Annotated in this window: 23 protein-coding genes; 8 read left to right on the forward strand and 15 right to left on the reverse strand. The window is 62.8% G+C overall.

What is annotated here, in order from left to right; all coding sequences use genetic code 11:
• Together glcE and OX462_RS24210 are read right to left on the reverse strand one after the other, a co-directional pair.
• Positions 1 to 1,071, reverse strand: coding sequence for a glycolate oxidase subunit GlcE (gene glcE / locus OX462_RS24205; RefSeq protein ID WP_409027244.1), 1,071 nt, complete (start codon positions 1,069 to 1,071; stop codon positions 1 to 3).
• Positions 1,072 to 1,087: 16 nt separating this feature from the next.
• Entirely contained in the window at positions 1,088 to 2,578 is a 1,491-nt protein-coding gene (locus OX462_RS24210; protein WP_409028779.1) for an FAD-linked oxidase C-terminal domain-containing protein, read from the reverse strand.
• A 150-nt stretch (positions 2,579 to 2,728) separates the two neighbouring features.
• Here OX462_RS24210 and OX462_RS24215 point away from each other — a divergent pair, with 150 nt between their 5' ends.
• Entirely contained in the window at positions 2,729 to 3,283 is a 555-nt protein-coding gene (locus OX462_RS24215; RefSeq protein WP_099409798.1) for a cob(I)yrinic acid a,c-diamide adenosyltransferase, read from the forward strand.
• Between the two features lie 62 nt (positions 3,284 to 3,345).
• Here the strand turns inward: OX462_RS24215 and OX462_RS24220 are convergent, their stop codons facing one another.
• The 9 genes from OX462_RS24220 to OX462_RS24260 all read right to left on the reverse strand — a co-directional run bounded on the left by OX462_RS24220 (position 3,346) and on the right by OX462_RS24260 (position 10,335).
• Entirely contained in the window at positions 3,346 to 3,534 is a 189-nt protein-coding gene (locus OX462_RS24220) for a hypothetical protein (RefSeq protein ID WP_070222614.1), read from the reverse strand.
• Between the two features lie 94 nt (positions 3,535 to 3,628).
• Positions 3,629 to 3,829: a hypothetical protein gene (locus OX462_RS24225; protein ID WP_070222616.1), complete on the reverse strand. Its 201-nt coding sequence runs from the start codon at positions 3,827 to 3,829 to the stop codon at positions 3,629 to 3,631.
• Between the two features lie 84 nt (positions 3,830 to 3,913).
• Positions 3,914 to 4,105, reverse strand: a complete 192-nt coding sequence (locus OX462_RS24230) for a hypothetical protein (RefSeq protein WP_070290063.1) — start codon at positions 4,103 to 4,105, stop codon at positions 3,914 to 3,916.
• 31 nt (positions 4,106 to 4,136) lie between these two features.
• Positions 4,137 to 4,502 carry a glutaredoxin family protein gene (locus OX462_RS24235; RefSeq protein WP_409027245.1) on the reverse strand — a complete coding sequence of 122 codons (366 nt, stop codon included), beginning with the start codon at positions 4,500 to 4,502 and terminating at the stop codon, positions 4,137 to 4,139.
• 90 nt (positions 4,503 to 4,592) lie between these two features.
• Positions 4,593 to 4,778 (reverse strand): hypothetical protein, encoded by a 186-nt coding sequence (locus tag OX462_RS24240; RefSeq protein ID WP_070222622.1) that lies wholly within the window; start codon positions 4,776 to 4,778, stop codon positions 4,593 to 4,595.
• Between the two features lie 269 nt (positions 4,779 to 5,047).
• Positions 5,048 to 7,141 carry an FUSC family protein gene (locus tag OX462_RS24245; RefSeq protein WP_409027246.1) on the reverse strand — a complete coding sequence of 698 codons (2,094 nt, stop codon included), beginning with the start codon at positions 7,139 to 7,141 and terminating at the stop codon, positions 5,048 to 5,050.
• Between the two features lie 165 nt (positions 7,142 to 7,306).
• Positions 7,307 to 9,175: a 1-deoxy-D-xylulose-5-phosphate synthase gene (gene dxs / locus OX462_RS24250; protein WP_099409795.1), complete on the reverse strand. Its 1,869-nt coding sequence runs from the start codon at positions 9,173 to 9,175 to the stop codon at positions 7,307 to 7,309.
• Positions 9,176 to 10,087, reverse strand: a complete 912-nt coding sequence (locus OX462_RS24255) for a polyprenyl synthetase family protein (protein ID WP_227742098.1) — start codon at positions 10,085 to 10,087, stop codon at positions 9,176 to 9,178.
• Positions 10,084 to 10,335, reverse strand: a complete 252-nt coding sequence (locus OX462_RS24260; RefSeq protein ID WP_046683420.1) for an exodeoxyribonuclease VII small subunit — start codon at positions 10,333 to 10,335, stop codon at positions 10,084 to 10,086. The genes OX462_RS24255 and OX462_RS24260 overlap by 4 nt, the downstream gene beginning before the upstream one ends.
• A 405-nt stretch (positions 10,336 to 10,740) precedes the next feature.
• Here OX462_RS24260 and OX462_RS24265 point away from each other — a divergent pair, with 405 nt between their 5' ends.
• Genes OX462_RS24265 through OX462_RS24275 form a run of 3 tightly spaced genes read left to right on the forward strand, consistent with a single transcriptional unit; the run spans position 10,741 to position 13,685 of the window.
• Positions 10,741 to 11,841: a putrescine 2-hydroxylase Put2H gene (locus OX462_RS24265; protein WP_070222628.1), complete on the forward strand. Its 1,101-nt coding sequence runs from the start codon at positions 10,741 to 10,743 to the stop codon at positions 11,839 to 11,841.
• Positions 11,842 to 11,896: 55 nt separating this feature from the next.
• Positions 11,897 to 12,820 (forward strand): DMT family transporter, encoded by a 924-nt coding sequence (locus OX462_RS24270; RefSeq protein WP_070290053.1) that lies wholly within the window; start codon positions 11,897 to 11,899, stop codon positions 12,818 to 12,820.
• 13 nt (positions 12,821 to 12,833) lie between these two features.
• The gene (locus OX462_RS24275) at positions 12,834 to 13,685 is read left to right on the forward strand and encodes a sulfurtransferase (RefSeq protein ID WP_409027247.1); all 852 of its coding nucleotides are present in this window, start codon (positions 12,834 to 12,836) and stop codon (positions 13,683 to 13,685) included.
• Positions 13,686 to 13,730: 45 nt separating this feature from the next.
• Here the strand turns inward: OX462_RS24275 and OX462_RS24280 are convergent, their stop codons facing one another.
• Positions 13,731 to 15,473, reverse strand: coding sequence for an ABC-F family ATP-binding cassette domain-containing protein (locus OX462_RS24280; RefSeq protein WP_409027248.1), 1,743 nt, complete (start codon positions 15,471 to 15,473; stop codon positions 13,731 to 13,733).
• A gap of 276 nt (positions 15,474 to 15,749) precedes the next feature.
• Positions 15,750 to 16,508 carry a ZIP family metal transporter gene (locus OX462_RS24285; RefSeq protein WP_052140365.1) on the reverse strand — a complete coding sequence of 253 codons (759 nt, stop codon included), beginning with the start codon at positions 16,506 to 16,508 and terminating at the stop codon, positions 15,750 to 15,752.
• Here OX462_RS24285 and OX462_RS24290 point away from each other — a divergent pair.
• Positions 16,396 to 16,677, forward strand: coding sequence for a hypothetical protein (locus OX462_RS24290; protein ID WP_162995517.1), 282 nt, complete (start codon positions 16,396 to 16,398; stop codon positions 16,675 to 16,677). The two genes, OX462_RS24285 and OX462_RS24290, sit on opposite strands and share 113 nt — an antisense overlap.
• Before the next feature lie 98 nt (positions 16,678 to 16,775).
• Here OX462_RS24290 and OX462_RS24295 read toward each other — a convergent pair whose 3' ends face one another.
• Complete coding sequence (locus OX462_RS24295; RefSeq protein WP_409027249.1) at positions 16,776 to 17,660, reverse strand: dienelactone hydrolase family protein; 885 nt, start codon at positions 17,658 to 17,660, stop codon at positions 16,776 to 16,778.
• A 324-nt stretch (positions 17,661 to 17,984) separates the two neighbouring features.
• Positions 17,985 to 20,747, reverse strand: a complete 2,763-nt coding sequence (gene polA / locus OX462_RS24300; RefSeq protein ID WP_409027250.1) for a DNA polymerase I — start codon at positions 20,745 to 20,747, stop codon at positions 17,985 to 17,987.
• A gap of 291 nt (positions 20,748 to 21,038) precedes the next feature.
• Between polA and OX462_RS24305 the strand changes: the two genes are divergently transcribed.
• The 3 genes from OX462_RS24305 (at position 21,039) to OX462_RS24315 (ending at position 23,269) form a co-directional block, all read left to right on the forward strand.
• Positions 21,039 to 21,434 carry a hypothetical protein gene (locus OX462_RS24305; protein WP_070222654.1) on the forward strand — a complete coding sequence of 132 codons (396 nt, stop codon included), beginning with the start codon at positions 21,039 to 21,041 and terminating at the stop codon, positions 21,432 to 21,434.
• 84 nt (positions 21,435 to 21,518) lie between these two features.
• Positions 21,519 to 22,475 carry a homoserine kinase gene (locus OX462_RS24310; protein WP_409027251.1) on the forward strand — a complete coding sequence of 319 codons (957 nt, stop codon included), beginning with the start codon at positions 21,519 to 21,521 and terminating at the stop codon, positions 22,473 to 22,475.
• Positions 22,476 to 22,477: 2 nt separating this feature from the next.
• Positions 22,478 to 23,269, forward strand: coding sequence for a BPSS1780 family membrane protein (locus tag OX462_RS24315; protein ID WP_070290041.1), 792 nt, complete (start codon positions 22,478 to 22,480; stop codon positions 23,267 to 23,269).
• Positions 23,270 to 23,510: the final 241 nt, after the last annotated feature.

The raw sequence follows: 23,510 nt of genomic DNA on the forward strand, positions 1-23,510 counted from the left end.
TCAATACATTCTGTGCGGGTTGAAGATGCCAGCCGGGTCGAAAGCCTGCCGCAGGCGCTGGTGGATTTTTTCAACGGCCGGCGCCAGCGGATGGAATACGCCCACGGCCTTGTCGCCGCCGCGGAACAGGGTGGCGTGGCCGCCAAGCGCGGCCACTGCCCGGCGGATGTCTAGCGCCCCGGCCGCATCGGCGTCGGCGTCGAGCTTGAGCCAGCGCTGCGCCCCGCCCCACTCGATCAGCTGGCGCCCCTTGACGATCACGGCGCTGGCGTGCGGCGGCAGCGACAGCCGCCACAAGCTGCCCGCGCCCGCAAAGAAGGCGTGCGTCTGCTCGCGCACGGACAGCCAGAAGGCGGCCGCGTCATCGGGCGCCAGCACCTCGCCGCCCAGCGCGTGCAACGCCGCCGAGACGGCCGCCTCGGCGCCGGACAGGCGTACGCTCAAGACGCCATCGTGCCAGCAGCTGGCCGATATCGGCAGCGGTTGACCGGCCCATTCATTGAGCATGCGCAAGGCGGCAATTTCCGCACACGCCACGCGCAAGGTCGCTTCGCGCAGCGGCAGGGGCAGCACCTTCAGCGACACTTCCAGGATCAGGCCCAGCGTGCCCATGGACCCCGCCAGCAGGCGCGAGACATCGTAGCCGGCCACGTTTTTCATGACCTGCCCGCCAAAGGCCAGGCGTTCGCCATGGCCATCCATCAGCACGGCGCCCAGCACGAAGTCACGCAAGGCGCCCGCGCTGGCCCGGCGCGGCCCGGACAAGGCGCTGGCGACGACGCCACCCAGCGTGGCGCCAGCGCCGAAATGGGGCGGCTCGAAAGCCAGCATCTGGTTGCGCGCGGCCAGCGCCGCCTCGATCTCGGCGAGCGGCGTGCCGCAGCGGGCCGTGATCACCAGCTCCGTCGGTTCATAATCGATGATGCCCGCATACGCGCGCGTGTCGAGCACCTCGCCATCGAGCTGCTGGCCATACCAGTCTTTCGTGCCGCCGCCGCGCAGGCGCAAGGGCTTGCCCGCCGCGCTGGACGCCAGAATCTGCTGCCTGAATTGTTCCGCTATCGCTTGCAATGGGGTCTCCGGAAAATTAAAAACGGGGCAGGTTGGCGAACGGCAGGCGTCCCGCCGTCACATGCATCTTGCCGAATTCGGCGCAGCGGTTCAAGGTGGGAATCGCCTTGTCCGGGTTCAGCAAGGCATGGGGATCGAAGGCGCGCTTGACGGCAAAGAAGGCATCGAGTTCGGCGCGCGTAAATTGCACGCACATGGAATTGATCTTTTCCATGCCCACGCCATGTTCGCCCGTGATGGTGCCGCCCACGGCCACGCACAGGGCCAGGATGTCCGCGCCAAACGCCTCGGCGCGCTCGAATTCGCCGGGCTGGTTGGCGTCGAACAGGATCAGCGGGTGCAGATTGCCGTCGCCCGCGTGGAACACGTTGGCGCAGCGCAAGCCATGCGTCGTTTCCATGGCGGCGATGCCCGTCAGCACTTCCGCCAGGCGCTTGCGCGGGATGGTGCCGTCCATGCAGTAGTAGTCGGGCGAGATGCGTCCCGCGGCGGGAAACGCGTTCTTGCGGCCGGACCAGAATTTCATGCGCTCCGCTTCCGACTGCGAGACGGCAATGGCGCTGGCGCCCGCCCCTTCCAGCACGGCCGTCATGCGGGCGATTTCCTCTTCCACTTCCTCGTGCGTGCCGTCCGCTTCGCACAGCAGAATGGCGGCTGCATCGATGTCGTAACCGGCCTTGACGAACGGTTCGACCATGCGCGACGAAGTCTGGTCCATCATTTCCAGGCCCGCCGGGATGATGCCGGCGGCAATCACGTTGGCCACGGCGTTGCCGCCCGTGACGACGTCGCCGAACGACGCCATGATGACACGCGCCGTGGCCGGTTTCGGTATCAGTTTCACGGTCACTTCCGTGACGATGCCCAGCATGCCTTCGGAGCCGATGAAGACGGCCAGCAGGTCCAGGCCGGGCGAGTCCAGGCATTCGCCGCCCAGTTCCAGCACGTCGCCGTCGATGGTGACGACGCGCACGCGCAGCACATTGTGCACGGTCAGGCCGTATTTGAGGCAATGCACGCCGCCCGAGTTTTCCGCCACGTTGCCGCCGATGCTGCAGGCGATCTGCGACGACGGGTCGGGCGCGTAATACAGCGCGTGGGGAGCCGCCGCTTCGGAAATGGCCAGGTTGCGCACGCCCGGCTGCACCACGGCCGTGCGCGCATAAGCGTCGAGGCGCACGATGCGGTTCAGGCGCGCCGTCGACAGCACCACGCCGTCGGCGATGGGCAGGGCGCCGCCCGACAGCCCTGTGCCCGCGCCGCGCGGCACGATCGGCACGCCAAGTTCGCGGCAGACGCCGAGGATGGCGATGACCTGTTCTTCCGTGTCGGGCAAGGTGACCACCATCGGCAGCTGGCGGTAGGCGGCCAGGCCGTCGCATTCGTACGGACGCGTGTCTTCCGCGTCGGACAGCACGCAGCGGGCCGGCAGCACGGCCAGCAGGGCCGCGACGACGGCTTGCTGGCGCGCGGCGGTCAATCCGGATTCAGGGGCGACATTGAGCATAAGATGGATGGCAAGAGGCATGGGCGTGCAACGATTGTAAGCACAAAAGTGGCGCGCACCGCATTTTTTGTCCGATTTGCCTGCAAATCCGGCGCCGGGCGGCGCACAGTGTCGTATGCTGCCCCCATTCTTCTTTACAGGATCAGCATCATGGGCAACCGACTTTCGAAAATCGCCACGCGCACGGGCGACAATGGCAGCACCGGCCTGGGCGACGGCAGCCGCACCAGCAAGGACAGCGCCCGCATCCACGCCATGGGCGACGTGGACGAACTCAATTCCAACATCGGCTTGCTGCTGTGCGAAGCCATGCCCGACGCCTTGCGCGAGGAGCTGGTGGCCATCCAGCACGACCTGTTCGACCTGGGCGGAGAAATTTGCATCCCCGGCTACCAGCTGATCAAGGAAGAGCACGTGCTGCGCCTCGACGACCTGCTGGCGAAATACAATGCGGACTTGCCGGCCCTCTCCGAATTCATCCTGCCGGCCGGCTCGCGCGCCGCCTCGCTCGCGCATGTGTGCCGCACCGTCTGCCGCCGCGCCGAGCGCAGCATCGTCGCCCTGGCCAATGCGGAAGCCCTGCACGAACATCCGCGCCAGTACGTGAACCGATTGTCGGACCTGCTGTTCGTGCTGTCGCGCGTGCTCAACCGCTTTGCCGGCGGCAGCGACGTGCTGTGGCGGCATGACCGCACGCGGGGCTAAATAAAAAACGGCGATGCAGTTTGACAAGCATCGCCGTGTTGCATCAAGCTGACAGGCGCTTGCTAGCCGCAGGCCTGCAGACACGCCTTATTGACACGCACGCATGAAGGCACACTGAACTCCATGACACAGGCGTCGAGCGCCATATAACACTCGGATTGGCATTCCGAAATGTCGGCGGTACTGCTGGCCATCGCATACGAGGCGCTGACGCCCATGGCAAACAAAAAGAAACCCAGTTTTTTGAACATAAGTACTCCTTTGTGGAAATGAGGGACGGCAGGATGGATGAAGTGACGCAGCCGGCCTACCCAGCGTACTGACTGGTTAGCCGGCAATCATGATCTATGGCAAGATCGGATCGCAGCTTTTCATGCACATCCGGTGAATCTTGGTGCACGCGCCTGGCGCCGTCGGATGGTCGGTCATGCACTGCACCAGATCATCGTCACACTGCGCATAGCATTCCGGCTCGCCGCCGCCGGCGATCGCATACGATGCGCTGACGCCCATGGCAAACAAAAAGAAACCCAGTTTTTTGAACATAAGTACTCCTGTTGAATTGTGAGACGATGAGCAACATCCATGGCGCGCCGTCCCTTACGCGTCATCCATAAGTGCTTCCGCGCGTCAGTTATGCGGCGGGCGCAGGCATTCCTTCTGACAAGCCTGATAATTTTCCATGCAGGCCGGCTGGCCGAATTCCACGCAATCGAGCAAGTTGCGCTCGCAGACAAAGGTGCAGTCAGGGCCGCCAGCCTGGACACTGAAAGACAGGGCGGCGCCGGCGGCAAACAGGAAAGCGGCAATCTTTTTGAACATGGTCAGCCTTTCAAGTTAACAAGTGGGAACGTCAGATTTTCTTCAGCGCCGCTTCCAGCGCGCCCGCATTAAAACCCTGGATCTTGCGGTTGCCGATCAGCACAACAGGCACGCCGCCGCCGCCGAGCGCTTCGTGGGCTTTTTTCGCGTCCGGGGATTTCTCGATATCGAGATCGACGAATTCGATCTTGTTTTCCTTGAAGTACGCGCGCGTCTTGGCGCAGTAGCCGCACCAGTCCGTGCCGTACAAGACCACTTTCGCCTGGGCGTTCGGGAAATACGCCGCGTAATTGCCCTCGGTGTAATTCGACTTGAACAAGCCCGGCAACAAGGACAGGCCATAACCGCTGCCCAGGCCGGCAGCGAGGATCAGGCCATACATGGCGATGGTTTTCATTTTTTTCTGCATCATAGGTATCAGAGACGTAGATGATCGAGGGCGGCCGGCGCAGCATGCGCTTGCCCGCCGCCTGGCAATGCACGGAGATCAGGAGCCGATGTCGCAGACCCTCAGGCAGGCTTTGTAACTGCCGATGCAAAACGGGGATCTGTCGCCATTTTGCATCGTGCATTCCCGCAGCTCCTCCTCGCAGGTAGAGCAGCCGATATCGGAAGCCATGGCATAGGAAGCGCTCAATCCCAGGGTGAAAATAAATGCTGCAATCTTTTTCATTTACTACTCTCCATGTGAGCGATTGCCTCAGGCAATCGCGGCAGACCAGTCGTAAGAAATGTCATCTTTGCTTGCTACGAAAACGAATATAGACCGCACTTATTTTAGAGTCAACGTTTCATTTCGATAAATTTCCAGTTTGGAAAATATACGGGCAAAGCGCATGGAATGTGGAATTTGGAGAGATTGGGAGGCGTCAAACGTCTATACAATATTGGCGCCGCAAGCAGGAGAGGCCGGTTGCGGGCGCAGCCGGCCGGCGGCTATATTCAGGCCGGCACAGGCAGGCTCACGGGCTGCGCCTGCACATGTTCGCGCAATAATCCCCGCAGCAGCTGCACCTGGGCCACCGCGTCGGCTTGCAGGGCCGTCAAGCCCTCGGCAACGCAGGGGCCAGGCGCGCCGGCATCTGCGTCACCGCGCAGCAGCGCATCGATTTCCCCGCTGACCTCGGCGATCCAGCGTTGCAATTCGGGCGGCGCAGGCTCGGCCTGCGGGCTCAGACTGATGCGCGCCGTGCTGCCCGCCACGCGGCGCAGCAGCGGCAAGGTGCGCAGCGCCGCCAGGCCCACGCCGCTGCTGCGGTCGAGGCGGCGCTCGATGCGCAGGCGCTGCAAGACCTGTTCCGCGTTATTGCTGGCCAACCCCGCCTCGCGGCGCAGGCGTGCGATGGCGCTATCCCATTTGCCACCGGCCGCCAGCACGGCCAGCAGGTATTTCAGGTTGGCCGACACGGCTTTCGCCAGGCGCTGGTCCAGGTCGTCCGCCTCGCGGTCCGGCCACAGGAAGAACGTGGCCAGCAGGGCCAGCACGCAGCCGAGCACGTTGTTGCCCAGGCGGCTCATCGCATACACCATCTCGCTGGCCGGCGCCGCATAGTCGGCCACCAGCACGAAGGCGGGCGTCATGAACAGCACGTGCAGGCTGTAGCTGACGCGGCGCAAGGCCATCGTGGCGACAATCAGGGGAAACACCACCAGCGAGATGCCCAGCGGCGTGTAGATGACGAGGCCGATCAGCACGGCCAGCACGGCGCCCAGCACGCTGCCCGCCACGCGCTCGATGCCGCGCGGCCAGGTGGTGGACACGGACGGCTGCAATATCAATAAGGTGGCCATGGTGGCCCAGTAGCCGAACGGAATATGCAGCGCCTCGACCAGCAGGAAGCCGGCCGTCGTCGCCAGCGACACGCGCGCCGCGTGGCGCCAGCTCAGCGACTGCGGCGTGGCGTTGACTTTCGCCGTTTGCCACGCCTGCCCCAGCGCCAGGAAGGCCGCCTCGCGCCACGGCAGCTGCGTCGCGCGCGGCAAGCCCAGCTCCATGAATTCCACGTTCAGGCGCAAGGGTAGCAAGGCGCCCAGCGCCGCTTCCAGGCGCCGTCCGCAGCCGGCCAGGCGGCGCTGCAATTCCAGGGGCGGCGTTTCCGGCTGGCGCTGCACGGCTTGCCCCAGGCGGCGCAGCAGCACGGCCATCACTTCCAGGCTGCGCCGCGCGCGCGGGTCCTGGCGCAGCCGGTGCTGCTCGCGCTCGCACGTATGCGTGACGGCGATCAGATAGGCGAAGATGCGCTCGGCGTCGCTGAGCGCCAGCAGCAGATTGTCGTACAGGGCGCTGCGGCCCGCGCGCGCGGGCGGCACGGCGGCCAGCGCCACCCGCGCCGCTTCCAGCGCGGCGCGCGCCTGCGAACGGTAGCTGGCGCCATGCGCGGCGGCGTCCGGCAATGCGGGGCCCTGTTCCAGGAAGCGCGCATTGTCGCGCGCGATGCCGGCCAGGCGCGAATACGCGGCGCGGATGGCGCGCCGGCTCGGGCCGAACGGGTGGATGCGCCACACCGTAAAACTGAGCACGGTGGCGAACAGGCAGCCGAACATGTACAGCCCCAGGAAAGGCGCCGTCTGCGTCATCGATTGCAATGGATGCGTGACCATCACCACGCAGGCCGTGGCCGCCAGGATGGCCACCTGCGCCGTGGCCGCGCCCCAGATGCGCGCCAGCGCGCCGGCCCAGGAAAACAGCAGCACGGCGATGGCCGCCGTTACCACGCCATGGCCGGCCGCCAGCGCCGTCAGGCCGCCGGCCACGGTCGACAGCAGGCCGAAACCCACCATCGAGACGAAACGCATGCGCCGCGTGCCGGCCGCGTCGGCCAGGCAGGTCCAAAAGGCGCCGATGGCTGCCCAGGAAAAATCGGGATGGTCGAACAGCAAGCCCAAGAGCAGCATGGCGCTGGAAGCGCAGGCGGCCCGCAAGCCTTCGGACAGGTTCGTTTCGTCGATGGCCAGGCTGACCATCCACAGGGGACGGCGCTGCGCCAGCTTGTCGGTGTAGGCGTGCATGCCCGTCAGCCAGCGGCTTGCCAGCATGCGGGAACGGCGGTGGAGTTTCCTGAAATGCAAGATCGGCTTTGAAAGGGGTATCAAAGCGTCATCGTAGCATTCCCGCACGAAAAATGTTGCAGTGCAGCGTAAAAACCCCGCAGGCGCAAAAAAAGCGGCACCGCAGTGCCGCTTTTCAGTCTGCAAGCCAACTTAGCTGACGACAGCCAGGCGCGGCTGGGAGCCGCCAAAACGCTGCTCGATCGACGCGGCGATGCCGGCAGCGTCCAGGCCCACGCTTTTCAGCAGTTGCACGGGGTCGCCATGGTCGATGAAGGTGTCGGGCAAGCCCAGCATCAAAATCGGCTTGACGATGCCCTCCGCCGCCAGCGCTTCGGCCACGGCCGAACCGGCGCCGCCCATGATGCAGCCCTCTTCCACCGTCACCAGATAATCATGCTCGGCAGCAAGCTGCTTCACCAGTGCCACGTCGAGCGGCTTGACGAAGCGCATGTTGGCCACCGTCGCGTCGAGCTTGTCACCGGCCGCCACGCTCGGCGCCACCATCGAACCGAAGGCCAGGATGGCGATGCGCTTGCCGTGACGCTTGATCTCGCCCTTGCCGATCTCGATGCTGGTCAGTTCCGGCACGATGGCCACGCCGGCACCGGCGCCGCGCGGATAGCGGATGGCGGCCGGGCCCGGATAGTGGTAGCCCGTCGTCAGCATCTGGCGGCATTCGTTTTCATCCGACGCAGCCATGACGACCATGTTCGGGATGCAGCGCAGGAACGCCATGTCGTAATTGCCCGCGTGCGTGGCGCCATCGGCGCCCACCAGGCCGGCGCGGTCCAGCGCGAACGTCACGTCCAGGTTTTGCAGGGCCACGTCGTGGATCAGCTGGTCGTAGGCGCGCTGCAAAAAGGTCGAGTAAATGGCCACGACGGGTTTCAAGCCTTCGCAGGCCAGGCCGGCGCCAAACGTCACGGAATGCTGCTCGGCGATACCGACGTCGAAATAGCGGTTCGGGAATTGCTGTTCGAACTTGACCATGCCCGAGCCTTCGCGCATGGCCGGCGTGATGCCTACCAGGCGCTTGTCGTGCGCCGCCATGTCGCACAGCCAGTTGCCGAACACTTCCGTGTACGTCATCTTGCCGGGCGCCGTGGCCGGCTTGATGCCTTCCAAGGGATTGAACTTCGGCGTGCCGTGGTACAGGATCGGTTCCGCCTCGGCCAGCTTGTAGCCCTGCCCCTTCTTGGTCACCACGTGCAGGAATTGCGGGCCCTTCAGTTGCTTGATATTTTGCAAGGTCGGGATCAGCGAATCGAGGTCGTGGCCGTCGATGGGGCCGATGTAATTGAAACCGAATTCCTCGAACATGGTGGCGGGCACGACCATGCCCTTGGCGTGCTCTTCAAAGCGCTTCGCCAATTCCAGCACGGGGCCGGGCAGCACGGATTTGCCGACATTTTTCGCCGCCGCATAGAACTGGCCCGACATCAATCGCGCCAGGTGGCGGTTCAGCGCGCCCACAGGCGGCGAGATCGACATGTCGTTGTCGTTCAAAATCACCAGCAGGTTGACGTCTTCCTGCACGCCCGCATTGTTCATCGCCTCGAAGGCCATGCCGGCCGTCATCGAGCCGTCGCCGATCACGGCGATCGCATGCAGCGGGTCGCCCTTGATCTTGGCGGCCTGGGCCATGCCCAGCGCGGCCGAGATCGACGTCGACGAATGGGCCGTGCCGAAGGTGTCGTATTCGCTCTCGTCGCGCTTCGGGAAGCCGGAAATGCCGTCTTTCTGGCGCAAGGTGTGCATGCGCTCGCGGCGGCCCGTCAGGATCTTGTGCGAATAGGTCTGGTGGCCCACGTCCCAGACGATGCGGTCGTGCGGCGTGTTGAAGACGTAGTGCAGCGCGACGGTCAGCTCGACCGTGCCCAGATTGGACGACAGATGGCCGCCCGTCTTGGAAACGGAATCGAGCAGGAAGCTGCGCAATTCCTGCGCCAGCGGCACCAGTTGCGAGCGGGCCAGCTTGCGCACTTGCGCTGGTTCATTGATGGTTTCTAACAGTTTCATTTATGCCTTCCGCTGCACGACCAGGTCCGCCAGCTCGCGCAAACGGCGTGCCTTGTCCCCGAATGGCGCCAGCGCCGCATGGGCGTCGCACCGCAATTGTTCTGCCAGGGCCCGCGATGGTTCCAGCCCCAGTATCGATACGTAGGTAGGCTTGTTGGCGGCCGCATCCTTGCCCGCCGTCTTGCCCAGGGTGGCCGAATCGGCCGTCGCGTCGAGCACGTCGTCGACCACCTGGAACGCCAGACCGACGGCGCGCGCATAGGCGTTCAGCGCCGTCATCTCGTCCGCCGTCAAATCCTTGCCCGCCAGCGCACCCAGGATCACGGCTGCGCGCAGCAAGGCGCCCGTTTTCAGTTGATGCATCTGTTCCAGCTGCGGCAAGGTCAAGGCCAGGCCGACGCTGTCGAGGTCGATCGCCTGGCCGCCGCACATGCCTGCGGAACCGGACGCGTGCGCCAGCAGCCGGATCATCGCCATCTGCCGCGCGGGAGGAATCGCCGCGCCGTCGGCCAGCAGCATGAACGCCTGCGATTGCAGCGCGTCGCCGACAAGCAGGGCCGTCGCTTCATCGTAGGCGATGTGCACGGTGGGCTTGCCACGGCGCAAGGCATCGTCATCCATGCACGGCATGTCGTCATGCACGAGCGAATACACGTGAATCATTTCCAGCGCGCAAGCTGCGCGCGCGAGCGTGTCTTGATCGGCGTCAAACAGTTCGCCGGCCGCCATCACCAGCAGCGGACGCACGCGCTTGCCGCCGCCCAGCAGCGCATAGCGCATGGCAGCGTGCAGCTTGTGCGGCACGACGTCTGCCGCCGGCAGGAATTGGTCGAGCCGGCCTTCCACGCCGGACTGCGTCGCTTGCATCCAGTCGCCGAAGGTCACGCCGTCTTGTTGCACATTGGCCATCATTGGGCGGCCTCGCCGGCATCCACGAACGGTTTCAACATGTCGCCTTCCAATACTTTCACCTGCGCTTCGACACTGTCGAGCTGGGTAGCGCAATACTTGACCAGTTCCGAGCCGCGCTGGTACGCCGCGACCGATGCTTCCAGCGGCAACTGGCCCGCTTCCATTTGCGTTACCAGCTGCGCCAGTTCCGCCATCGCCTCTTCAAACGAGGCCGGCGCTGCGGCAGCGGCAGTTAATTTCTTCGACATAGACTCAGATCTCTTCGTGGCACGAGGGGCTTGTAGGGAGACGCCGGGGACTCCCGGCCAGCATAGAAGCGTTATTTTAGAACAAACCACACTATTAAGTGAAAACTTAAGCGCAATCGGCGCGCTCAAAGTCAATAGCGTTGCCAGCTTGTCAGTGGATTTTAGCCGAATCGCCCCTTGCTACCGGAAATTGCACGCCAAATGACAATGTTTCTCATTAAAAGCTTATTTACCGGGCGGGTTTGATAATGCCGAGGCCGATACGCGCTATAATCGCCGGTTCTGTCCGAAATACCGTTTCAACAAATTTGAATTCAGGTCTTTGCGGATTCTTTCTCTCTGTAGCGGTTGCCCAGGGAATGGCCTGGGGCACTGCTGACCGTTGTACATTTATGGGGGGTTGGGATGTCCGATCTGGCTACTCACGCCAAGCTGGCGCGTTCAAACGCGCAACTTCCGGTCCACGTCTATTTTGACGAAACGCTGTTGCAGCGTGAAATGCAGCAATTGTTCCAAGCCGGCCCGCGCTATGTCGGGCACGAGCTGATGGTGCCGGAAACCGGCGATTTTGCGACCCTGGCGTCTGAGAACGAAGGGCGCATGCTCGTGCGCAACGCCAATGGCATCGAAGTGCTGTCCAACGTGTGCCGCCACCGGCAGGCGCTGATGTTCAATGGCCGCGGCAACGCAAATAACATCGTCTGCCCGCTGCACCGCTGGACCTACGACCTCAAGGGTGAATTGATCGGCGCGCCGCACTTCCCCGAGACGCCGTGCCTGAACCTGTCGAAAACGCCGCTGCAAAGCTGGAATGGCTTGCTGTTCGAGCAAAACGGCTACAACGTGATGGAAAAATTGAAAGATTTGTCCGTCTCGAAAGACCTCGATTTTTCCGGCTACATGTTCGACCACGTGGAAATCCACGAGTGCGACTACAACTGGAAGACCTTCATCGAAGTCTACCTCGAGGATTATCACGTCGAACCGTTCCACCCGGGCCTGGGCAGCTTCGTCAGCTGCGACGACCTGCGCTGGGAATTCGGCAAGGATTACAGCGTGCAGACGGTGGGCGTGCACCGCGGCCTGCAGCAGGCCGGCTCGCCTGCCTACAAGAAATGGCAGGAGCAGGTGCTGCAATTCCGCGGCGGCGAAGCGCCGCCGTATGGCGCCATCTGGCTGACCCTGTATCCGAACATCATGGTCGAATGGTATCCGCACGTGCTGGTCGTCTCGACCCTGTGGCCCGACGGCCCGCAAAAAACGCGCAACGTGGTAGAGTTCTATTACCCCGAAGAAATCGTACTGTTCGAGCGCGACTTCGTCGAAGCGGAACGGGCTGCCTACATGGAAACCTGTGTCGAGGACGATGAAATCGCCCAGCGCATGGATGCGGGCCGCAAGGTCCTGATTGCGCGCGGCGTGAACGAAGTGGGCCCTTACCAATCGCCCATGGAAGACGGCATGCAGCACTTCCACGAGTGGTACCGCAGCAATATCGAACTGTAGTTCCTCAAGGGGCCGCATTGCGCGGCCTTTTTCATTTTCATCGTCAGGATTACTCATGCAGTCACTTTGGATGCTGTTTGCCAGCTTTATGTTCGCCATCATGGGCGTGTGCGTGAAACTGGCGTCGGATCTGTATTCGACGTCCGAAATCGTCATGTACCGCGGCATCATCGGCATGATCGTCATGAGCTGCACGATTCTGTACCAGGGCGGCAGCTTTAAAACCACGATGCCGGGCCAGCATCTGTGGCGCGGCGTGGTGGGCGTGATCGCCCTGTGGCTGTGGTTTTATGCCATCGCCATCCTGCCGCTGGCCACGGCCATGACCCTCAATTACATGGCGCCCATCTGGATCGCCGTGATTTTACTCGCCGGCGGCTGGTGGAAAGGCATGCAACAGGTCGAGTGGCCGCTGGTGGCGGCTATTGCCATGAGCTTTGTCGGCGTGACGTTGCTGCTGCAACCTGTGTTCGAGACGGACCAGCTGGCCGGCGCCATCACGGCCTTGATTTCCGGCATGCTGTCGGCCCTCGCCTACTTGCAGGTGCGCAAACTGGGCTTGCTGGGCGAACCCGAATACCGGGTCGTGTTTTATTTCTCGGTCGTCAATTTCCTGGCCGGCGTGATCGGCCACGTGGCCAGCGCCGGGGGTGGCCCCGTCGTCTGGCACATGCACACGAGCGCCTACGGCATCGGCTTGCTGGCCGCCATCGGCTTGTGCGCCACCATGGCGCAGATGGCCATGACGCGCTCCTATCGCCTGGGCAAGACCCTCGTGGTTGCCAATTTGCAATACACAGGCATCGTCTTTTCCAGCTTCTGGGGCGTGGTGATCTTTGGCGACCTGTTCGACTGGCACGGCTGGACGGGCATCGGCATCATTCTCGCCTCGGGCATCGCCGCCACCTATTACAATACCCGCAACACGGCCCGTGGCGCGGCCATTGCGCGCACGGATCCCATCGCCAGCGAAGTGTAAAGGAGCATTCCTGATGTACACCACCTTGATCCAGGCCAGCGAACTGGCCAGCCACCTGAATGACAGCGACTGGGTCATCCTCGATTGCCGCCACGACTTGCTCAACCCCACGGCGGGCAGCGACGCGTTTGCCGTCGGCCACATCCAGAATGCGCAATTCGCCGATATCGACACGGCCTTGTCCGGCCCCAAGACGGCCCGTGGCCCCCAATTTACGGGACGGCATCCCTTGCCCGACCGCAACGCCCTGCTGGCCACCCTGCGCGGCTGGGGCATCGATGACGACACGCAAATGGTGGCGTACGATGGCCAGGGCGGCATGTTCGCCGCCCGTTTGTGGTGGCTGCTGCGCTGGCTCGGCCACCCGAATGTGGCCGTGCTCGACGGCGGCCTGGCCGCCTGGCAGGCACAAGGCTTGCCGCTGGTCACGCCCGTGGCACCGCGCCCTGTCGGCAAGCTGACGGAAAAGGCCAGCCTGACGCGCACGGTCAGCGTGCAGGACGTCGTCGCCAACCTGGAAACCCAGGCCTTGACGGTGATCGACGCGCGCGCCCCCGACCGCTACCGGGGCGAAAACGAAACCATCGATCCCGTGGGCGGCCACATCCCGGGCGCGAAAAACCGTTTCTTCAAGGATAACCTGCAAGCGGACGGCCGCTTTAAAAGCGCGGAAGCACTGCGGCGCGATTTCAGCGCCCTGTTTGACGCACCGCAAGCGGCCGTCATGCAGTGCGGCTCCGGCGTGACGGCATGCCACAACCTGCTGGCCCTGGAAGTGGCCGGCTTGCCCGGCGCGTCCCTGTATCCGGGCTCGTGGAGCGAATGGTGCGCCGATCCGGCGCGGCCTGTGGCGACGGGTAATTAAAAAATGGCGGACCAGATGGTCCGCCATTTTTTTACCCGTGGATAACTATGAACTTATCCCCAGCGATTGATTCAACTGCGCCAGTTCCGCCTGCCACGCCTGCTGGCTGGCCGGCTTCTGGTGGCGCGGTTTTCTCGCCAGGTCTTCCGCCAGCAATTGCTCCAGTTCGCACAAGCGTTCCAGTTGAACATCAACGTCGGTTTGCGCTGGCGCAAGCGCAGCCGTTTCCACGCGCGGCACCGGCAACGGCGCCTGTCCATCCTCGGCACTCAGGCGTGCATACGCGCTGGCCGCATCCGGCCACTCTTCCAGCCGGCCATCGGCCACTACCCAAAAGCGGTTGCAGGCCGTTTCGATCAGGTCGCGGTCGTGCGACACCAGCAGGCAGCCGCCTGCAAAGCCGCGCAAGGCTTGCCCCAGTTCCGCCTTGCCCTGCATGTCCAGGTGGTTGCTGGGTTCATCGAGCAACAATAAATGATAGCTGGCCAGCGACAGCCCCAGGAACAGCAGCCGCGCCCGCTCGCCGCCGCTCAGGGTCGCCACCGTCTGGCCATGGCGCGCATACGGGAAACCGGCCGAGATCAACGCTTGCTTGCGCGCCACCTGGCTGCGCGTAGCTTCGTTCTGCACGGCAAACGGGTACAGCGCGTCGGACAAATCGGCCGTATCGGCCAGTTGCCTGAGCGACTGGTCGTAGTAACCGATGCTGGCGGCGTGGTGGTAGCGCAAGTCGCTGCGCTCCTCCTGCGCCTGGATCGCTTGCCAGCACAGGCGCAGCAAGGACGACTTGCCGCTGCCGTTGGCACCCAGCAAGGCGACCCGGTCGCCCGGTTTCAGCCACAGCTGGCCGGTGTGGAACAGCAGCGGGGAAGCGGGCACGGCGCGCACATCCAGGGCGTCCAGCGCCAGCAACTGGTCGGCCGCCAGCGGCTTGCCGCGCAAACTCAAACGCCACGGTGCGCCATCGCTGACGAACGATTGCGCATCCTTCAATTTGTCGATGCGCCGCTGCATGGTCTTGGCCTTGCGCGCCAGGTCTTCATTGTCGTAGGTGCGGCCCCACAGGGCCAGGCGGGCGCTGCTGGCGGACAGGCGGTCGATTTCCTTCTGTTCGGCCGCATGGCGGGCGGCAGCGGCAAGATCGGCTTCGGCCAGCGCCGCCAGCGCGGGACCGCACGGCAAGTCGAAGTCGTACAGGCGGCTATCGCGCAAGATCCAGCTGCGCGTGGCCACGTTGTCGAGCAGGCGCTGGTCATGCGAGACGAGGATGAAGGCGCCGCGCCAGCGCAGCAGGAATTGCTCCAGCCACAGCAGCGACGGCAAGTCCAGATGATTGCTCGGCTCGTCCAACAGCAGCACGTTCGGCTCCTGCAGCAGGGCGCGCCCCAGCAGCAGGCGCGTGTGCTGGCCGCCGGACAGGGAATGCACGGGCACTTGCGCCGTCTCGTGCTCGAAGCCTAACTCGGCCAGCAGGCTGTCGACACGCCAATGCAGCTCGGGCTGCTCCAGCACGGGCGCCAGCAAGGCGTCGTACAGGCTCAGGCTGGCAAGTTCGGCCGGCAAATGCTGCTCCACGTGCTGCAGGCGGCAGGCACGGGCATAGTGGATGGTGCCGGCAGTGGCTTCCCGCGTGCCGCTGAGCAAGCCCAGCAAGGTGGATTTGCCGCAGCCATTGTGGCCGATCAGGCCGATGCGGTCGCCCTGGCGCAAGGTAAAGGCGAGTTCGTTGAAGAGGAAACCGTCGTGGGTATCCAGTTGTAAAGCTTGGGTAGAAATCAGGGTAGTCATGGCTCTTGTCTTTGTTCGGGATGCAAGCATCCGCGTTAACAGGAGCGCTAACGACAACGGAGTACCAGGAAAGGACTCGTAGAGGAGGGTGACTTTGCTCTGGCCAGGTTATCGCAGCGCGATAGAACGTGGGCAAGAGCTGGCAAATGCGCTTAAAGAGCGTGCGCGCCACAAGGCGAGCAACAAGTTTTCTTCCATGATATTTTCCTCCTTTCTGTGCAAGTTAGTCAGAAAGGCAATATAGCATAAGTGGTACTGCGGCACCGAATCAGTGCATCAACCGCCGTGGCGCTTGTGCGTCAGGAACAGCACGATACACACGCCCAGCGCGATCAGCAGCACTTGCGGGATGGTTTCGCGCAAGGTGGCGCGGCGCTGCATCTGCGGCATCAGGTCGGACAAGGCAATATAGATGAAGCCGGACGAGGCGAACACGAGCACGTACGGGATCAGGTTGCTGGCGCGGTCCAGGGTGAAATAGCCGAGCAAGCCGCCCGCCACCGCCATCAGACTGCACAGCAGATTGAAGATGTAGGCGCGCAGGCGCGAGAAACCGGCGTTGAGCAGTACAATAAAATCGCCGATTTCCTGCGGGATTTCATGCGCGATGATGGCCAGGCCCGTGACCAGGCCCAGCTTCGGGTCGGCCAGGAAGGCGGCCGCGATCAAGATGCCGTCCGTAAAGTTGTGCATGCCGTCGCCGACCAGGATCATCCAGCCGGCCTTGCCCGCCTCGTGCTTGTCGTGGCCGTGCGCATGGTGGTGGCCGTCGCCTTCGTGGTGGTGCGAATGGCGCAGGATGGCGAATTTTTCCAGCATGAAAAAGGCCAGCAAGCCCGCCAGCAGGGTGGCGAACAGGCTGCGCGGGTCCGCCTGCGATTCGAACGCTTCGGGCAAGGCATGCAGCAAGGACGTCGACAGCATGATGCCGACGGACAAGCTGACCATGCGCTCGACCACTTTGGACAGGAATGCAAACGAAAAGATCGCCGCCGCAGTAATGCTGAAGACGCCCGCGATCGTTGTCGCGAGCAAAATGGATATAAGGACGGGATCGATGATTTTCTTACCTCAAAATGGCGCCGGCCTACGGGCGCCCGCAATGCTGGCGTCTGGCTTGATCTGTATAGTGTTGCTTATTATTCAATCTTGTGCGCGCTTGGCGGCAGCGTGGCGCAGTGAAGATGCAATTGTACTGCATTGACGCGAACCGGGCATTTTACAGCCCGGTGCGCCTTTCGCGGCAACTTCTGGAAAAAAATGTGGCAATCAGGCACTTTTAGCGCCGTTCAGCTTGCAACCTCAGGCAACGCCATGCTTTTTGAACCAGGCCAGGCAGCGCGCATAGCCGTCTTTCGCATCGGCCGCCACATAGCTGGGGCGGTAATCGGCATTGAAGGCGTGGCCCGCATCGGGATACACGACGAATTCCGACTGGTTGCCGCCCTTGGCCAGCGCCTCCTTCATCTTCGCGATCGATTCCTGCGTGATGCCCGTATCCTTGCCGCCATACAAGCCCAGCACGGGCACTTTCAAGGTGGCGGCGATGTCGATGGGGTTGCTCGGCTGCAAGGCAGTCGCTTCGCCCACGAGGCGGCCATACCAGGCCACGCCCGCCTTGACGGCCGGATTGTGCGCCGCGTACAGCCACGTGATGCGGCCGCCCCAGCAAAAGCCCGTGATGCCCAGGCGGCTCGTGTCGCCGCCATTCTGTTTCGCCCACGCAACAACCGCATCGAGGTCCGCCATCACTTGCGCATCCGGCGTCTTGGCGATGATGCCTTTCATCAATTCCGGGATGCTGGCCACCTTGGTGGGATCGCCCTGGCGCACGAACAGGTCGGGCGCCAGCGCCAGGTAACCCTGCTTGGCGAAGCGGCGCGCCATGTCGGCGATATGTTCATGCACGCCAAAGATTTCCGAAATAACCAATACCACGGGCAAACCCGTCTTGCCTTCCGGCTGGGCCGCATACACGGGCACGGCCTGGCCATCGACCATCACCGACATGGTGCCCGTGACGAGTCCGGCGGAATCCGTCTTGATGACGTTTTGCGCCGCCACGGGCAGCACGGCCACGGCAAAGCCCGCGCCCAGCGCCACCTTCAGGAAACCGCGCCGGCCGTTCGGCCAGGACACGCTGCTCTGGCCCAGCAAACTTTCACAATCGGTGATCATGTCGCTCATGCGTTACTCCTGAAGGGTGTGTTGACAAACAATGTCGGCTTACGCTGCGCTAAGCCGGCCTACGGTCATTGCTCAAGTAAACATGTGTTCGGCCTACGGTCATTGCTGAATTAAACATGTAGGTCGGCTTAGCGGGGCATGCCCCGCGTAAGCCGACACAGCATCAATGCGCTTCGTCCCAGTTGACAAACAATGTCGGCTTACGCTGCGCTAAGCCGACCTACGGTCATTGCTCAAGTAAACATGTGTTCGGCTTACGGTCATTGCTGAATTAAACATGTAGGTCGGCTTAGCGGGGCATGCCCCGCGTAAGCCGACGCAGCATCAATGCGCTTCGTCCCAGTTCCTGCCTACGCCTACATCGGCCGTCAGCGGCACTTTCAGCGCGGCCACGCCCGCCATCAGTTCCGGCAGCTTGCGCTTGACCAGTTCCAGTTCCGCGTCCGGCACTTCCAGCACCAGTTCATCGTGCACCTGCATGATCATCTTCGTCTGCAAGCCGTCCGTTTCCAGCCAGCCTTGCACGGCGATCATGGCCAGCTTGATGAGGTCGGCGGCGGTGCCCTGCATCGGCGCGTTGATCGCGGCCCGTTCCGCGCCCTGGCGGCGCGGGCCGTTCGGCGAATTAATTTCCGGTAACCACAAACGGCGGCCAAACACGGTTTCCACGTAGCCGCGCGCCTTGGCTTGCTGGCGCGTGTCTTCCATGTACTGTTTCACTCCGGAAAAACGGGCAAAGTAACGGTCGATATAGCTTTGTGCGGCCGTGCGGTCCACGCCCAGGTTACCGGCCAGGCCGAAAGCGCTCATGCCGTAGATCAAACCGAAGTTGATGACCTTGGCGTAGCGGCGCTGCTCGCTCTGCACTTCCGCGGCCGGCACGCCAAAGATCTCGGCGGCCGTAGCGCGGTGAATGTCGATGCCGTCGGCAAACGCGCGCAACATCGCTTCATCGCCCGAGATATGCGCCATGATGCGCAATTCGATCTGCGAATAGTCGGCCGACACGATGTGGCTGCCCGGCGGCGCAATGAACGCTTCGCGGATGCGGCGGCCTTCCGCGCTGCGGATGGGGATATTCTGCAAGTTCGGGTCGTTCGACGCCAGCCGCCCCGTCACGGCCACGGCTTGCGCATAGTTCGTGTGCACGCGGCCCGTGGTGACGTTGATCATCTTCGGCAATTTGTCCGTGTAGGTCGACTTCAGCTTGGCCATGCCCCTGTATTCGAGCAGCACTTTGGGCAGCGGATAATCCTCGGCCAGCTTTTGCAAGACTTCTTCATCCGTCGAGGGCGCGCCCGTCGGGGTCTTCTTGACCACCGGCAGCTTCAATTTCTCGAAGAAGATTTCGCCGATCTGCTTGGGCGAACCCAGGTTGAACGGCTGCTCGGCCAGTTCATACGCCTTCTTTTCCAGCTCGAGGATCTTCACGGCCAGCTCGGCCGACTGGATGTTGAGCAATTCGTCGTCGATCAGCACGCCGTTGCGCTCGATCTTTTGCAAGACCACGGCCGTCGGCATCTCGATCTTTTCATAGATGAAGGTGAGTTTTTCATCGTTCGCCACATTGCCCCACATGGCATTGTGCAAGCGCAAGGTGACGTCGGCATCTTCGGCCGCGTACTTGGCCGCCTGCTGCACCTCGACCTGGTTGAAGGTGATCTGCTTGGCGCCCTTGCCGCACACGTCCTCGAACGGGATGGTCGTGTAGTTCAGGTGGCGCAGGGCCAGGCTGTCCATGTCGTGTTTCTTGTGCGATTCGAACACATACGATTCGAGCAAGGTGTCGTGGGCGATGCCGCGCAACGTCACGCCATGGTTGGCGAAGATGTGGCTGTCGTATTTCAGGTTCTGGCCCAGCTTGGGCTTGTTCGCATCTTCCAGCCACGGGCGCAATTTCGCCAGCACGTGTTCGCGCGTCAACTGCTCGGGCGCGCCCGCGTAGTCGTGCGCCAGCGGGATGTAGCAGGCGGCGTGCTCGGCCACGGAGAGGGAAATGCCGACCATTTGCGCCGTCATCGGTTCCAGCGAGGTGGTTTCCGTGTCGACAGCCGTCAGGGCAGCGGCATCGATCAGGGCGATCCATTTGTCGAGCTGTTCATCCGTCAGCACGGTTTCATACTCGGCTTCGACCGCTGGCGCCGCGTCGGCAAACATGTCGCCCGTCGTGTTGACGGCGGAGGCGCCGGCGGCAGGCGGTGCGCCGACGGGCGACATCGGCGGCGGCGCCGCGCCCAGTTCGCGCAGCAGGGCCTTGAAGCCGTAGCGGTTGAAGAAGGCCAGCAGCGCTTCCTTGTCTTCGTGTTTCGCCACCAGCGAGTCGGCGATCGTCGTCATATGGCCGGACAGATCGCAATCGGTCTTGACGGTGATCAAGGCGCGCGCCTGCGGCAGCCATGGCAGGGCCGTGCGCAGGTTTTCACCGACGGCGCCGCCCACCTTGGCCGCGTTTTCCATCACGCCTTCCAGGCTGTCGTACAAGGTCAGCCATTTGACGGCCGTTTTCGGGCCGCATTTCGACACGCCCGGCACGTTGTCGACCGTATCGCCGATCAGCGACAGATAATCGATGATGCGGTTGGGCGGCACGCCGAACTTGGCCAGCACGGCCGCTTCGTCGAGCTTTTCATTGCTCATGGTATTGATCAGCATCACCTGGCTGTTGACCAGCTGTGCCAGATCCTTGTCGCCCGTGGACACCACCACGTTCATGCCGGCGGCGGCCGCCTGCACGGCCAGGGTGCCGATCACATCGTCCGCTTCGACGCCGTCGACCATCAGGATCGGCCAGCCCATGGCGCGCACGGCTTCATGGATCGGTTCGATCTGCAAACGCAGGTCGTCCGGCATCGAGGCGCGCGTGGCCTTGTACTCGGGATACATGTCATCGCGGAAAGTTTTACCCTTGGCATCGAACACGCAGGCGATGTAGGCGGCCGGGTAATCGGCGCGCAGGCGGCGCAGCATGTTGACCATGCCGTGCATGGCGCCCGTGGGGTAACCGTCCGGGCTGCGCAGGTCGGGCAGCGCATGGAAGGCACGATAGAGGTAACTGGAACCGTCGACTAACAGCAGGGTGTTTTGCATAATGCCAATAAAATAAGGTGAGCGCGCCCGCCCAGGAAGTACAGCGGCGGGCGGGTGGAATATCGTCCAATTATCGCAGAGTTTAGGGCCGCGCCACCGGCCGCAATGCGTGCCGCTCCTGGCGTTTTTGCCACCCTGGCGGCCCCGAACTGGCATGCGTGCCGCCGCTGCCAGCCATTTCCGTTCATTTAAACAGCATTGCCTATCAGTTTGTTACAATGCCTTATAGATAAATTGACGGCATTACACCACTGCACGCGCTGCAGTCCCACACATGGAAGCGAACCCATCATGATGCGTACATCGACACTCTGGACATTCCTCGCCCTGCCCCTGCTGGCATGTTCAGCCATTGCCAGCGCCCAGACGCCGGCCAAACCGAGCGACGCGCCGCCACAACTGGAACGTATCGAGGAAATGGGCGAAGCCCCCATCACCGTGGCGCCGGCCGCCGCCAAGCAGCAGATTACCGAAAAACGCGAAGCGGGCGTCACCAGCGAAGTGAAAGTCACCAGCGGCGGCAGCACCTATTACATGAAGCCGGCCGCCGGCGCCGACCAGGCCAACGGCAACGCCCTGCGCGGCCCGCAATGGAAAGTACTGGAATTTGATCTGGGCAAGAAGAAACAGAAACAACGCGACGAAGAGGCAGCGGACGCGCCAGCACCGCCCGCACCAGCGAAGTAAGCAGCCACTCTCTTCTGCCCTGCCCCGGCCATGCGCGGGGGCAGCCGGCTTTTTTTGACCTTTTAGACCATTCCTCTCTTTCCCATGGCAGTTTTTACCGCGCTACACCTGGACGATATCGGCCAGTGGATCACGCAGTTTCCAGTCGGCAAACCTCTGGCGCTCAAGGGCATCGCGTCCGGCATCGAAAACAGCAATTTCTTCCTGAGCACGGAGCGCGGCGAGTATGTGCTGACGATCTTTGAAAACCTCAGCTTCGCGCAATTGCCGTTCTACCTGCAACTGATGCGCCATTTGGCGGACCGGGGCGTGCTGGTGCCCGCACCGATCGCCAATGCGGACGGCGAACTGGTGACGGCCCTGCAAGGCAAGCCGGCGGCCATCGTCAGCAAACTCGACGGCAGCTCGCAGATGGCGCCGCAAGCCGTGCATTGCGCCGCCGTCGGCGCCATGCTGGCGAAGATGCACCTGGCGGCGCAGGACTTCCCCCTGCAGCAGCCGAATTTGCGGGGACTGGACTGGTGGAACGCCACCACGCCGCTGGTCTTGCACCATCTCGACGATGCCAGGGCGCACCTGCTGCGCGCGGAAATCCACTTCCAGGACGCCTTTGCCGCCTGCGATACGTATAAAGCCATCCCGCGCGGTCCCGTGCATGCCGACTTGTTCCGCAACAACGTCATGTTTGACGGCGAGCGCCTGACGGGCTTTTTCGACTTTTACTTTGCCGGCTGCGACACCTGGCTGTTCGACGTGGCCGTCACCGTCAACGACTGGTGCGTGGACCTGGCCACGGGCGTGCTCGACAAGGTGCGCGTGCGCGCCCTGCTCGACGCCTACCAGGCCGTGCGCCCGTTTACGCACGAAGAACAAACGGCATGGCAACCGATGCTGCGCGCCGCCGCGCTGCGTTTCTGGCTGTCGCGCCTGTACGATTATTACCAGCCGCGCGAAGCGGAAATGCTGACACCGCACGATCCCACGCATTTCGAACGCATTCTGCGCGAACGTATCGCCACACCTGCTCCGGAACTGTTTTAAACATGGAAAAATTACCTGCAAGTACAGGTTGGCAATGGGTGAAACAGGGATTCGCCCTGTTTCGCAAGCAACCTGGCGGCATGTCGATGCTGTTTCTCGGCTATATGTTCTGCATGCTGGCCGTCAGCATCGTGCCCGTGCTCGGCCAATTGCTGCCCGTCATCCTGGTGCCCGTGTTTTCCGTGGCCTTCGTGCAAGGTTGCCTGAATATCGACCAGGGCAAGCGCGTCCTGCCCAGCCTCTTGATTTCGGGCTTCCGCAAACCCGCGTTTCCTTCCCTGTTCGGCCTGGGCGTGCTGTACATCCTGATGGCCATCGTTGCCATCGGCGCCTCGACCCTGGTGGACGACGGCTTGCTGTGGAAACTGGTCACGGGGCAACTGACGGAAGAAGCGGCACGCGCCGCCATCCCCGACTCGCGCCTGGGCCTGGGCATCCTGCTGGCCATCGTGCTGTATGTGCCGGCCGCCATGGCCTTCTGCTTTGCCGCGCCGCTGATCTACTGGCGCCAAACCGGCCTGGGCAAGGCGCTGTTCTTCAGCTTTTTCGCCGTCTGGCGTTCGCTGTCGGCCTTCATCGTCTTCGCCGCCACCTGGTTCGCCATCAGCGTCGTCACCAGCCAGTTACTGGCCGTCATCTTTGGCCGCACGCCGCTGATGATGCAGCTGATGATGCCCCTGTCGATGATACTCACCATCATCATGCATTGCTCGTTCTACGCCGCCTACCGGCAAATCTTCGGCCTGCCCGTCGATGAGAGCAAGACGGTGTCGTTGGACAAGACCGGAGAGTGATCACCGGCCAGATATAAAAAGGGGCAGCCTGCGCAGGCTGCCCCTTTTTTATATATCGAATGCCTTGCAACGCCAACAATGATGTCGGATTACGCTGCGCTAATCCGACCTACGCGCTCTCGAATGCCTTGCAATGCCACAGCGTAGGTCGGATTAGCGGCGGCACGCCGCGTAATCCGACGCTGCGAGGCCAACAATGATGTCGGATGACGCTACGCTAATCCGATCTACGCGCCAGACC

The sequence above is a fragment of the Janthinobacterium aestuarii genome, assembly GCF_046113285.1.
Classification (GTDB): Bacteria; Pseudomonadota; Gammaproteobacteria; order Burkholderiales; family Burkholderiaceae_D; genus Janthinobacterium.

Bases quoted from the DNA above. Each gene is read 5' to 3' on its own strand.
- OX462_RS24240 (WP_070222622.1), bottom strand. From the start codon at position 4,778: ATGAAAAAGATTGCAGCATTTATTTTCACCCTGGGATTGAGCGCTTCC.
- OX462_RS24260 (WP_046683420.1), bottom strand. From the start codon at position 10,335: ATGTCGAAGAAATTAACTGCCGCTGCCGCAGCGCCGGCCTCGTTTGAA.
- OX462_RS24255 (WP_227742098.1), bottom strand. From the start codon at position 10,087: ATGATGGCCAATGTGCAACAAGACGGCGTGACCTTCGGCGACTGGATG.
- OX462_RS24210 (WP_409028779.1), bottom strand. From the start codon at position 2,578: ATGCTCAATGTCGCCCCTGAATCCGGATTGACCGCCGCGCGCCAGCAA.
- OX462_RS24275 (WP_409027247.1), top strand. From the start codon at position 12,834: ATGTACACCACCTTGATCCAGGCCAGCGAACTGGCCAGCCACCTGAAT.
- dxs (WP_099409795.1), bottom strand. From the start codon at position 9,175: ATGAAACTGTTAGAAACCATCAATGAACCAGCGCAAGTGCGCAAGCTG.
- OX462_RS24245 (WP_409027246.1), bottom strand. From the start codon at position 7,141: ATGCTGGCAAGCCGCTGGCTGACGGGCATGCACGCCTACACCGACAAG.
- OX462_RS24235 (WP_409027245.1), bottom strand. From the start codon at position 4,502: ATGAAAACCATCGCCATGTATGGCCTGATCCTCGCTGCCGGCCTGGGC.
- OX462_RS24290 (WP_162995517.1), top strand. From the start codon at position 16,396: ATGATGCCGACGGACAAGCTGACCATGCGCTCGACCACTTTGGACAGG.
- OX462_RS24280 (WP_409027248.1), bottom strand. From the start codon at position 15,473: ATGACTACCCTGATTTCTACCCAAGCTTTACAACTGGATACCCACGAC.
- OX462_RS24295 (WP_409027249.1), bottom strand. From the start codon at position 17,660: ATGAGCGACATGATCACCGATTGTGAAAGTTTGCTGGGCCAGAGCAGC.
- OX462_RS24310 (WP_409027251.1), top strand. From the start codon at position 21,519: ATGGCAGTTTTTACCGCGCTACACCTGGACGATATCGGCCAGTGGATC.
- OX462_RS24215 (WP_099409798.1), top strand. From the start codon at position 2,729: ATGGGCAACCGACTTTCGAAAATCGCCACGCGCACGGGCGACAATGGC.
- OX462_RS24270 (WP_070290053.1), top strand. From the start codon at position 11,897: ATGCAGTCACTTTGGATGCTGTTTGCCAGCTTTATGTTCGCCATCATG.
- polA (WP_409027250.1), bottom strand. From the start codon at position 20,747: ATGCAAAACACCCTGCTGTTAGTCGACGGTTCCAGTTACCTCTATCGT.
- OX462_RS24225 (WP_070222616.1), bottom strand. From the start codon at position 3,829: ATGTTCAAAAAACTGGGTTTCTTTTTGTTTGCCATGGGCGTCAGCGCA.
- OX462_RS24230 (WP_070290063.1), bottom strand. From the start codon at position 4,105: ATGTTCAAAAAGATTGCCGCTTTCCTGTTTGCCGCCGGCGCCGCCCTG.
- OX462_RS24265 (WP_070222628.1), top strand. From the start codon at position 10,741: ATGTCCGATCTGGCTACTCACGCCAAGCTGGCGCGTTCAAACGCGCAA.
- OX462_RS24220 (WP_070222614.1), bottom strand. From the start codon at position 3,534: ATGTTCAAAAAACTGGGTTTCTTTTTGTTTGCCATGGGCGTCAGCGCC.
- OX462_RS24305 (WP_070222654.1), top strand. From the start codon at position 21,039: ATGATGCGTACATCGACACTCTGGACATTCCTCGCCCTGCCCCTGCTG.
- OX462_RS24315 (WP_070290041.1), top strand. From the start codon at position 22,478: ATGGAAAAATTACCTGCAAGTACAGGTTGGCAATGGGTGAAACAGGGA.